At 63.0% G+C, this 3,541-nt stretch carries 2 protein-coding genes; both read left to right on the top strand.

All coding sequences use genetic code 11. The features are described from left to right. The first annotated feature begins 26 nt into the window (after window positions 1-26). Complete coding sequence (locus B3E94_RS14180) at window positions 27-1,025, top strand: phosphate ABC transporter substrate-binding protein PstS (RefSeq protein WP_286913996.1); 999 nt, start codon at window positions 27-29, stop codon at window positions 1,023-1,025. Between the two features lie 139 nt (window positions 1,026-1,164). Continuing rightward, window positions 1,165-3,453, top strand: coding sequence for an ABC transporter permease subunit (locus tag B3E94_RS14175; RefSeq protein ID WP_286913995.1), 2,289 nt, complete (start codon window positions 1,165-1,167; stop codon window positions 3,451-3,453). Window positions 3,454-3,541 lie beyond the last annotated feature (88 nt).

Below are 3,541 nucleotides of genomic sequence, written 5' to 3'. Positions count from 1 at the left end.
CCCAATATCCCTGCTAGGAGCAAGGCATGAAACTGAAGCGTTTGATGGCGGCCCTCCCCTTTGCCGCCGCTGGCGTTGCGACCGCCAACGCGGTAGCCGCCGTCGACCCTGCGATCCCGACCTACACCAAGACCACCGGTGTTTCGGGCAACCTCTCCAGCGTCGGTTCCGACACCCTCGCGAACCTGATGACTCTGTGGGCCGAGGCCTACAAGAAGGAATATCCGAACGTAAACATCCAGATCCAGGCTGCCGGTTCCTCCACCGCGCCACCCGCGCTGACCGAAGGCACCGCCAACCTCGGCCCGATGAGCCGCAAGATGAAGGACGTCGAGCTGCAGGCCTTCGAGCAGAAGTACGGCTACAAGCCGACCGCCATCCCGGTCGCCGTCGACGCCCTGGCCGTGTTCGTGCACAAGGACAACCCGATCAAAGGCCTGACCATGGCCCAGGTCGATGCAATCTTCTCCTCCACTCGCCTGTGCGGCGCCAAAACCGAAGTCAAGACCTGGGGCGACCTGGGCGTGACCGGCGACCTGGCCAACAAGCCAGTGCAGCTGTTCGGCCGCAACTCGGTATCGGGCACCTACGGCTACTTCAAGGAAGAAGCCCTGTGCAAAGGCGACTTCAAGGCTAACGTCAACGAACAGCCTGGCTCGGCTTCGGTCGTGCAGTCGATCAGCTCCTCGCTGAACGGCATCGGATACTCGGGCATCGGCTACAAGACTGCCAGCGTCAAGACTGTCGCCCTGGCCAAGAAAGAAGGCGGCGAGTTCATCGAAGACAACGAAGCCAACGCCCTGAACGGCTCGTACCCGCTGTCGCGCTTCCTCTACGTCTACGTCAACAAGGCGCCGAACAAGCCTCTGGCCCCGCTGGAAGCCGAGTTCGTCAAACTGGTCCTGTCGCAGGCAGGCCAGCAGGTCGTGGTGAAGGATGGCTACATCCCGCTGCCAGCCAAAGTGGTCGACAAGACCCTGGCTGACCTGGGCCTGTCCCACACGGACAACGTCGCAAAAAAGTAACTAACTGAGGAAGAGGCCGGTGCAGATGCCCGGCCTTTTCCAAGCATTCTTGGTCCGCAGCCAGGGCTCCTGAGCGGCGGGCTTTTTTGCGTCAACGCACTGTCATGTTTTTGTCATACGGGACCGCTAGGGTGTGCGCATGAATGATCTGGCCAACTCCACAATGACCCAAAATTCCCCTCCCGTGCGGATTGATTTCAATACGCCCGAGTTGCAACGCAAGCGCCGCATGCGCGCTCTCAAGGATCGCCTGACCCGCTGGTACGTACTGGTGGGCGGGCTTGCCGTGCTGGCAGCCATCACCCTGATCTTCTTCTACCTGGCCTACGTGGTGCTGCCGCTGTTCCAGGGCGCCGAACTGACCAGCAAGAAGGCCCTGGAGCCGACCTGGCTGCAGCAGGATGCCGGCAAGCCGCTGATGATCGCCCTTGAAGAGCAGAACCTGGTCGGCATGCGCGTTTCGGACAAGGGTCAGGCACTGTTCTTCGATACCAAGACCGGCAAGGAGCTCAACCGCGTCGACCTGCCGCTGCCGGCAGGCACCCAGGTTTCCTCGATCAGCACCGACCAGCCGGGTAGCCCGCTGGTGGTCCTGGGCCTGTCCGACGGCAAGGCAGTGGTGTTCCACCACACCTACAAGATCACCTACCCGGACAACAAGAAGACCATCACCCCCGGCATCGACTACCCCTACGGCCAGGAGCCGTTCGTGCTCGACGACCAGGGCCGTGCGCTGGAGCACGTCAGCGTCAACGTCAATGGCGACACCCTGCTGCTGGCCGGCTCCACCGGCGCGCACCTGCAGGTGGTGGAGCTGACGCGCACTGAAAACATGATGACCGACGAGGTCACCACCGAGCAGAACCGCATCGAGCTGCCGCAGATGACCGAGGCGGTGAAGAACATCTTCATCGACCCACGCCAGCAGTGGCTGTACGTGATCAACGGCCGCGCCACCGCAGACGTCTTCAGCCTGCGCGACAAGAGCCTCAACGGTCGCTACAAGCTGTCCGACAGCGCCGACACCGAAATCACCGCGACCGCCCAGTTGGTTGGCGGCATCTCGCTGATCGTCGGTGACTCCAAGGGCGGCCTGGCCCAGTGGTTCATGGCCCGCGACCCGGATGGCGAGCAGCGCTTCAAGCAGATTCGCACCTTCCAGATGGGCAAGGCGCCAGTCGTGCAGATCGATGCCGAAGAACGCCGCAAGGGCTTCATCGCCCTGGACGCCGAAGGCAAGCTGGGTGTGTTCCACAGCACCGCGCACCGCACCCTGCTGGTCGAGCAGGCGGCCGAAGGCCCTGGCGTGCTGGCCCTGTCGCCACGTGCCAACCGCATCATCATCGAAGAAGGCGGCAAGCTGCTGCCGCTGAGCCTGAAGAACCCGCACCCTGAAGTGTCCTTCAGCGCGCTGTGGGGCAAGGTCTGGTACGAGAACTACGACGAGCCCAAGTACGTCTGGCAGTCGACCGCGTCTAACACCGACTTCGAGCCCAAGCTGAGCCTGTCGCCACTGACCTTCGGCACCCTGAAGGCAGCGTTCTACGCGATGATCCTGGCAGCGCCTCTGGCCATCGCCGCGGCCATCTACACCGCCTACTTCATGGCCCCTGGCATGCGCCGCAAGGTCAAGCCGGTGATCGAGCTGATGGAGGCGATGCCGACGGTGATCCTCGGCTTCTTCGCCGGCCTGTTCCTCGCGCCGTACCTTGAAGGCCACCTGCCGGGCGTGTTCAGCCTGCTGCTGATCCTGCCGATCGGCATCCTGGTTGCAGGCTTTGCCTGGAGCCGCCTGCCGGAGTCGATCCGCCTGCGCATCCCGGATGGCTGGGAGGCGGCGATCCTGATCCCGGTGATCCTGTTCATCGGTTGGTTCGCCCTGTACATGAGCCCGTTCATGGAGACCTGGTTCTTCGGCGGTGACATGCGCCTGTGGATCACCAACGACCTGGGCATTACCTACGACCAGCGCAACGCCCTGGTGGTCGGTATCGCCATGGGCTTCGCGGTCATCCCGAACATCTACTCGATCGCCGAAGACGCCGTGTTCAGCGTGCCGCGCAGCCTGACCCTGGGCTCCCTGGCCCTGGGTGCGACGCCGTGGCAGACCCTGACCCGCGTGGTCATCCTCACCGCCAGCCCGGGTATCTTCTCGGCGCTGATGATCGGCATGGGCCGTGCGGTGGGCGAGACCATGATCGTGCTCATGGCTACCGGCAACACGCCGGTGATGGAGATGAACCTGTTCGAAGGCATGCGTACCCTGGCCGCCAACGTGGCGGTGGAAATGCCCGAATCGGAAGTCGGCGGCAGCCACTATCGCGTGCTGTTCCTCGCCGCCCTCGTGCTGCTGATGTTCACCTTCATCATGAACACCTTGGCCGAGCTGATTCGCCAGCGTCTGCGCAAGAAATACTCGTCGCTTTGATAGAAAGGTAGAGATCCGTGAAAAAGGATTCCCTCAAAGGCTGGTTCAAGAGCGGCGCCCCCGGCGTCTGGATCAGCGGTGGCGCGGT

The organism is Pseudomonas sp. UBA6315, from assembly GCF_002438125.1.
In the GTDB taxonomy this organism is placed as follows: Bacteria; Pseudomonadota; Gammaproteobacteria; order Pseudomonadales; family Pseudomonadaceae; genus Aquipseudomonas; species Aquipseudomonas faucium.
This window is presented reverse-complemented; position numbering and strand designations above follow the sequence as displayed.

Excerpts from the sequence above, each read along its gene's own strand:
- B3E94_RS14180 (WP_286913996.1), top strand. The coding sequence starts at position 27 with ATGAAACTGAAGCGTTTGATGGCGGCCCTCCCCTTTGCCGCCGCTGGC.
- B3E94_RS14175 (WP_286913995.1), top strand. The coding sequence starts at position 1,165 with ATGAATGATCTGGCCAACTCCACAATGACCCAAAATTCCCCTCCCGTG.